Source organism: Streptococcus oralis, assembly GCF_001578945.1.
GTDB lineage: Bacteria > Bacillota > Bacilli > Lactobacillales > Streptococcaceae > Streptococcus > Streptococcus oralis_Q.
Genome location: NZ_KQ969556.1, coordinates 15,305 through 23,007, shown reverse-complemented (window position 1 = coordinate 23,007; position 7,703 = coordinate 15,305). Strand labels below are relative to the sequence as shown.

6 protein-coding genes are annotated in these 7,703 nt (G+C 41.2%); all 6 read left to right on the top strand.

Annotated features, from left to right (window positions below; genetic code table 11):
• Nucleotides 1-169 precede the first annotated feature (169 nt).
• A complete protein-coding gene (locus SORDD16_RS09000; RefSeq protein WP_001173990.1) occupies nucleotides 170-457 on the top strand; it encodes a WXG100 family type VII secretion target in 288 nt (95 codons plus the stop codon).
• A gap of 69 nt (nucleotides 458-526) precedes the next feature.
• Entirely contained in the window at nucleotides 527-3,550 is a 3,024-nt protein-coding gene (esaA, locus tag SORDD16_RS08995; protein ID WP_061453184.1) for a type VII secretion protein EsaA, read from the top strand.
• A 12-nt stretch (nucleotides 3,551-3,562) separates the two neighbouring features.
• A complete protein-coding gene (gene essA, locus SORDD16_RS08990; protein ID WP_061453183.1) occupies nucleotides 3,563-4,027 on the top strand; it encodes a type VII secretion protein EssA in 465 nt (154 codons plus the stop codon).
• Nucleotides 4,028-4,097: 70 nt separating this feature from the next.
• Entirely contained in the window at nucleotides 4,098-4,337 is a 240-nt protein-coding gene (locus SORDD16_RS08985) for an EsaB/YukD family protein (protein ID WP_061453182.1), read from the top strand.
• Nucleotides 4,338-5,606: a type VII secretion protein EssB gene (gene essB / locus SORDD16_RS08980; protein WP_061453181.1), complete on the top strand. Its 1,269-nt coding sequence runs from the start codon at nucleotides 4,338-4,340 to the stop codon at nucleotides 5,604-5,606.
• 21 nt (nucleotides 5,607-5,627) lie between these two features.
• Nucleotides 5,628-7,703, top strand: a 2,076-nt coding sequence (locus SORDD16_RS08975) for an FtsK/SpoIIIE domain-containing protein (RefSeq protein WP_277730548.1), incomplete at its 3' end; no start/stop codon positions are given.

Below are 7,703 nucleotides of genomic sequence, written 5' to 3'. Positions count from 1 at the left end.
AGAATTATCTGTCTAACTTTTTAGGGGCAGTACATCCAAGACTTTTTACTTCCCTTAGATAGAAAAGGGTTTTATCTTTAATTAATTATCATAAAATTGAGTTTTAAGCTTGCGGTTGGCTAAAATTGTTGATATAATGAAGGTATAAATTAATTTAAAGGAGATTCACATGGCTTTAATTCAATTAACACCAGAAGATCTACGTACGTCTGCTCAAAAATACACTAGTGGTGCCGAAGAAGTAAGACAAGTACTACGTACGTTAAGCAACGAACAAGAAACTATCAGAAGTAACTGGAAAGGTTCAGCTTTTGATAGCTTTGATCAACAGTTTACAGCATTGTCTCCAAAAATTGATGAGTTTGCGACTTTGCTTGATGAAATCAATGCACAGTTGCTTAAAGTTGCAGACATCGTTGAACAAACTGACCAAGATATTGCAGCGCAAATTCATTAATTTGTTATAAGTGGCTTTAGGAGGGCGAGAGCCTTCCTATTTTTTATGACGGAGAAGATTTAAAGTAATATGAGGAAGAATAGAATTTTTAAATATATAGGAAGTAGTCTGTTAGCATTAGTATTGCTTGCATTAATGGTTTTTTTGAATCTATCTGTTCAAAAAAATACAACTATTCATAATGAGAATAGTGCAAAAGTAAATCAACAGACCAAATTAAATGTGGCTATTGTAAATGAAGATAAGCCAGTCTATGTTGATACAAAAGAGTATAATCTGGGTGCTAGTTATGTAAAAAATATCGAGCGTGATAATTCACAAAATTGGTCTGTTGTTCCTCGTGGAGCAGCTGATTCTGGGTTAGAAAGTGGGAAATACCAACTCGTTTTAACAATTCCTAGTGATTTTTCTGAAAAAATACTCGATATTAACAGTATCAATGTTGATAAGACAACTATCAATTATAAGGTAAATGCGCAGGGAAATTTGCAAGTAGAAAATGATGCAAATAAACTAGCAAAAGATATTGTTGCTGATTTGAATGGTCAGTTAGTTGACATGTATATGGCTAGTATTTTGAACAACCTTTATACAGCACAAAAGAATGTTCAAGCTAGCTCACAGATACAAGCAACTAATATCGGAAACTATCGTACGAACTTATATGGGACAGCTATCAATTCTAAAAATCTTTTCCCAACTCTCTATACTATGTCTAGCTCATCAGTTGACGCCAACAGTTCTTTAAAGACAGGTTTAGAGAGCTACTCACAGATTTTTGATCATTTTGATGTTTCACAGATTGCCTATGGCAAAAATTTTGCTACTCTGCTTCAGAATAGAGTAGATGAGAAGAAGAATTATGCGGATATTATCACCCAGCTTATCTCCCAGAGTCGGGAAGATGTTCAGGGTCAAATTAAAACTTATAAGAAATTAATTGAAGCTCAAGATAATCTGACATCTAATATAGATGGAACAGCAGTATCCTCTGATGGTACGTCACCAGAAGTTGGGTCTTCCTATAAAACAGTAGCAGAAAACATCAGCAAAGAGATTGATAGTTTACAGACCAATCTAACAGACGAAAGAACGAAGTTTGAAAATCATAAAAAGGATATTCGTAACTTTATTACTGAGAAATTAGCCGCTTACTATGGAACAAGTGAGAAGAGCAAAATCACTCTTAAGCAATTTTTGGATAAAGCTGCAAACAAGGACCTAGAGAAGGTTGAAGAATCTCTCAAAGAGCAGTTGGCTTCTGCAATCTCAGAATTACCAAAAGAAAACTTTAGCGGAAAAGAATTTAGTGGTTTTGGTATGACACCGATCACAATTCCTTCTGTAGACTATACTGAATTAAAAACAATCAAAGAACCTAGCGACGAGATCAATTCGACTGATTTGAAGAATTTGGAAAGTCAGGCAATCACAAGTACGAGTGCTGTTGGACGAACAGGAACAAAGGCTAAGGTATCATGGAAAGCTGAATCAGGAGTGACAGTCCACTCAGTCACTTATGATGGCATACCGGTCCGGTTAGGCCAAGAGATCGATTTGAAGACTGGTGGGACTTTCAAAGTAGCTTATAGTGTTGCAGAGGTAGCCTCAACTACAGGTTCAACTGGGACTCCAAGCCCAACTCCAAAAGCAGAACCAAAGACTATTGATATTTCCTTGAATGATGTCCAAGCAGCTAGTGCTCCAGTAGATGTGTTACGTGTTCAGCAAGCAGCAGTGTCTTATGGACAAAAGGTTCAGAAAATAGCTTCTGACTACCAAAAGGTAGAAGCACTCAAACAAGCATACAATACTGTCAAAGAGTTACGAAATAGTGATGTAACAGATGCTTTGTCAAATATTTGGTTTGAAGCTATTAGTTCAAATCTGAAGAAATATGAAGACAGCTTAACTACACCTGCTAGTGATACAGAAACTGATGGTGCTAAAGGAAAAGTAGATAAAGCCTTGTCAGAACTGACTACTCTGAAGCCTGTTCTAGAAAAAAATGTGCAGGATGTTTTGACTACCAACCAAGAATTGAATACAAAAATCAAGGAACAGTTAGTCTTGTACGAGCAGTTGGAAAATAAGCTAAATGATTTGGTTGAGAAGCAAGGGGGAGGCAATGCTGCTTTTGAAGATACTGATAAACAATTGACTGCCCTAAATTCAGAGTATGCAGCTCTCTTATCAGAAACTACGGGTGTGAAGACTTCTTCTCAGAGTAATGTCAAAGCTGCAGAGTCTGTAAATGAGACTTTAGGTAATTTCAATCGTGAATTGTTAAACGCTCAAACAAGTACTGAAAAGTTGTCTCAGGATGCAGAATCTTTGATGACGCAGTTTAATGAAGAATTGACTAATAATGGAAACTTTGTAGAATCCTTTGTGAAGGTTCTGAATAATGCCTATGAAAATGGAGTACCAAACGAAGTATTACTAAACTTCTTATCAAACCCTGTTGCTCAAAATTCTACTTCAGTAAAAGCGACTGTCAATGTTTACCGTCCGTTTACATGGATTTTACTATTGGAGATTGTTAGTCTCTTTACGGCTTACCTGTTTGCAACTCAAAATGTTATTCGCAAAGTTAAAGATAAGTTCAAACTAGATAAGCTACATGATACAGATATTCTGACGGTTGGTATTTTATCGTTCTTGGCCGCAGCTATCGGGCTAGTCATCGGTATTGTATCTAATATTCAACTTCAGGTTGGACGTGAGTACCAACCATCGTGGGTCTTGTTGATTGTCTTGGCTGGCTTTATTTTAGTTCAAGGACAGTATTTGTTCCTAAAACATCTCCGAGCGATTGGAATGGGTCTTGCCTTCTTTATGATGATTAGCTTTGTTTATCTCTCAAATGCGATTGGTACAACAGCTAGCTTGACAGGATTCCCAGCCTTTATTAAAAATCTCAATGCTTTGTCTGTACTAGAAGGATTGCTTTCAGGTTACTTTGATGGTCATCCAGCTGCTCTACTAGCCTTCATTGCGATGATAGTAGCCATAGCTGTGTTACTTGTGGTGAATACCTTTTTTAAAGGAAGAAACTTTCAGTACCAAGCGACTCAAACTGAGAAAGAATAGAAAAGCAAGGATATGAAAAAATTAATTCTTTTACTTCTTATCTTTGGAGCATGTGCGGCAGTCTCAGTGACTGCTGCAGATGATTTGAAGGATAATAGTCTCCAGATTGATGACTCCCGACTTGAGAAGAAAGAGGGAATGAAGTTTGGTGTGCAGTCTGAACAGATCAAGGATCTTTTTAATGAGGCAACTCAGAAAAAATTGCAGGATATCCAGCATTACCAAGAGGAACAGTTGATCACCGAAAGGGGCCAGCTGTTTTCTGCTATACAGGAGACGAAACAGAAGTCCCCAGAAGAGCAATTATTTCAACCAAATTCTAAAAAAATTTCCAAATTCCAAACTCATATCGGTACTGTCGAAAAGGGAGGTCTGACGGACTTTCTTCCAGAGATGTTTTATGTAGCTCTCGTTTTGTTGCTTATTGGAACAACGGCTATGATGAGTTATCGGGTAATGGTAGAGGGAATGGACTAATTTTGCTTTGGTAGATGGTTCATCCCAACTGAGTAGAAAAAGGATAAATCAGATAGGAGAGATGTGAGAAATGGAGCAACATATCAATATTACCCTGCGCTTAAGAGAAAGGGATGTGGATATTCGGATTCCGCTTCGAATTGAGGTTCGTCGCTTGATTCGGGAAATAGATACGATTTTCAACTCTGGTCGCAGGCGCAAGAAGTACCAGCTACGAATTGTGAACAAGGGTCTATTGCTTGATGAAGGTAAGTATTTGTCGGATTATCCTATGACGACAGGAGATTTAGTAGAGATAGAGGAGATATAAGTGACTGAGGAAAAATTTGTATTTGGCGAGCAGCCATTTATCTATGAAAAAACTGACACGACTTGGCAATTGAGCCTCAAACGCTCGGATGTAGCCAGTCAGGATTTGCGGGAGCTTCGGCTTTTGGATTTGCATCATCCGCTCTTTTTGGAACAGACCATGGAGGCAGATGAGGATAGTGTGACGTTTAGGTATCAGCTAGAGCCCCATGGCCTTGGTTATGAGGAAGTGAAGAGCCGAACCATTTCAGAGCGAATTCGTTTGGCCCTAAATGTCTTTGGTTTAGAAGCGGCTTTGGCCTTGCCGGTGACCTTTCTTTTGCATCCGATGAATCTTTTTATCACCAAGGATGCCCAGGCAAAGATTGCCTATCGTGGGGTACCCGGTCTCATGACCCCTCAAGCAGTCTCCTCAGAGGACTTTTTACGTCAAGCTAAGTGCTTTGCTGTGACCCTCTTTAGTGATTTGGATTTCATGGATCTCTACAATGGTTCCTTGGAACTGGAAACTCTCCCAGACTTTCTTACGGACTTGTGTCAGGCTGAGGATATCGCCACTGCAGTAGCCGTATTGGAGAAGTATTATGTGGAGAAGACCGCAAAGGAACAGGCAGAACTCGTCTTGGTACCAAGCAGACGCCACCGGATCTTTAAATTGGCAACGATTTGGCTAACAGCGAGTGTCGTTTTGTTAGTTGTTCCTCTGATCTATCTGATTTTCATCCAAAATCCTTTTAAAGAGAAGTTATTGCAGGCAGATACGGCCTTTATCAAGGTGGATTACAGTGGTGTGATTACAGAGTTAGAAGGGATTTCCCCATCCGGTCTTCCTAATACGCAAAAGTATGAGTTGGCTTACTCTTATATTCAAGGTTTGGAATTTTCTTCAGACCAAAAGAAGGTCATCTTGAATAATGTTACCCTCAAGTCGGATGAACTGTACCTGACCTATTGGATTCAAGTTGGACGTAATCGTTTTGAGGATGCCCTTGATACCGCGAAGCGGATCAATGACAGCGATTTGATTCTCTATGCTTTGACCCAAGAAATCAAGCAGGTTCGTGAGGACGATCAGTTGTCAGGGAAGGATCGCGAAAGCAAATTGAATGCTTTGGAAAGCGAGTATAAGAAATACTGGGATAGTCGCAGCGCCCTCTTGACTAGTGAGTCTAGCTCAAGTGCGAACTCTGGTGCTTCCAGTCAAGCGGATAAGGCACCTGAGACCAAGCCATCGTCAGAGAAAAAGCCTAGCGCTTCCTCGAGCAATTAAAGGAGACCAAGGAGAGCATATATGACAAAAGAGATCATTTTCTATAGCCTGGGTCTACGCTATGAAGTCGAGCTAGGAGCTGATAAGACCGTCTTGCTTGGTGCAACTGAAAAGGCGCAGGTCCATCTCCCTCAACAGACTGTTCCTATTCAACTTAAGATTGATGGGGAGGATATTTTTTATCAGTATGGGGAAGAAACGGGCCTTTTGAAGGACGGACTAACTCTGGGGGAAGTCGTTTTTTACCTTCGCGAGGGAGAGACACGAATTTATGATCTATTGGACTTATCCGAGTTTCAGATTGCTTCACAGAAAGACGCACTGATCACAGTAGACGAAGCGATTGAACTCTTACTCCAAAAATCTCAGAATCAATGGAGTTTGACACGGCTAAAGGGCACCTTCTATCGAAATAATCGTTTGGAGGTAGAGGACCAGCAACTGCTTCGCTTTGGAGATGAGCTGAGTATTGGGGGAGTGACGATTAAACTCTATCCAGATGAAGTTTGGGTTCAAGGACCCGCTCAGGTTGGAGACCAATTGCCCCTAAGAGAGCCCTCTCGTTATGGCTTTTATGAGGATTATCCAGATTATCACCGTTCACCACGTATCATCTATCGTGGGAGTGAGGATAAAATCTTGATCAATCCTCCAGGACAGGAACCAAGTAAGCCCAGTGATGAACTCTTAAAATTAATTATTCCTCCCCTTATGATGATTGGTGTCACTGTCCTCATTACCCTTGTCCAACCGCGAGGCATCTATATTCTCGCTACGGTCGGGATGTCAGCTGCCAGCTTGATTTTTTCAATCCGTGGTTTTATCAAAAACCGTAAGAAGTATAAGGCGGATAAGAAGGAGCGGGTTGACCTATATCATCTTTATCTGAGAGATAAGGCCATGGAATTGACCCGTCTGGAGCGGGAACAAAAAGAAGGGATGCATTACCACTTTCCGACGGTTCTAGAATTGACGGATTTGGTTGAGAGCTACAACCATCGGATTTACGAAAAGACTCCTTTGCATTTTGACTTCCTATACTATCGCTTGGGGTTAGGAAAACTTCCTACCAGCTATGAGCTGAGTTATGGTCAACAGGAGCGAAGCGGGAAGAAGGATGCGTTAGAAGAAGAGGGCTATGCGCTTTATAGCCGTCATAAAAAGATTCCCGATATGCCTATTCCAGCAAATCTCAGCCATGGACCAGTGGGGTATGTCGGACCTAGAAATCTTGTCTTAGAACAGCTCCAGCTGTTGGTCATGCAGTTAGCGACTTTCCACTCTTATCACGATGTGCAGTTTATTACCATCCTGCCTGAAGAGGAGAGAAACCAATGGTCTTGGATGCGGTGGCTTCCGCATGCCAAGCTACAAGAGCTGAATGTCCGTGGTTTTGTCTACAATCAACGGACACGGGACCAAGTTTTAAACAGTTTGAACCAAATCTTAAAACTGCGCCGTACCCAAAAAGAGGAAGCCTCCCATAAGGAGAGCACGCTTTTCCATCCCCATTATGTGGTTTTAGTGACCGATGAAAAACTGATTTTGGACCACGTGATTATGGAGTTCTTTACCGAAGATCCTACAGAATTAGGCTGTTCGTTGGTCTTTGTGGAGGATGTGATGAGTTCCTTGTCTGAGAATATCCAGACAGTCATCAACATCAAGGACCGTAATACGGGCCAATTGGTCATGGAAGAAGGGGGCTTGAAAGAGACGGACTTCCGTTTGGATCATTTCCCAGCAGATTATGACAAGGAGCGGATCGCCCGTACCTTGGCACCGCTCAACCACCTCCAAAACCTCAAGAGTTCGATCCCAGACTCTGTGACCTTTATGGAAATGTATGGGGCAGAGACCTTTGAAGACTTGCAGGTATCGAGTCGTTGGAAAAAGAACGCCCCTTATAAGAGTTTGGCTGTTCCAATTGGTCTACGAGGTAAGGATGACTTGGTTCAGCTCAACCTCCATGAAAAGGCCCATGGGCCACATGGTTTGATCGCAGGGACGACGGGTTCAGGGAAGTCTGAAACCATCCAATCCTATATCTTGTCTCTTGCCGTCAACTTCCACCCTCACGATGTGGCCTTTCTGCTC

Coding starts and splice junctions, on each gene's coding strand:
- SORDD16_RS08985 (WP_061453182.1), top strand. CDS start 4,098: ATGGAGCAACATATCAATATTACCCTGCGCTTAAGAGAAAGGGATGTG.
- esaA (WP_061453184.1), top strand. CDS start 527: ATGAGGAAGAATAGAATTTTTAAATATATAGGAAGTAGTCTGTTAGCA.
- essA (WP_061453183.1), top strand. CDS start 3,563: ATGAAAAAATTAATTCTTTTACTTCTTATCTTTGGAGCATGTGCGGCA.
- SORDD16_RS09000 (WP_001173990.1), top strand. CDS start 170: ATGGCTTTAATTCAATTAACACCAGAAGATCTACGTACGTCTGCTCAA.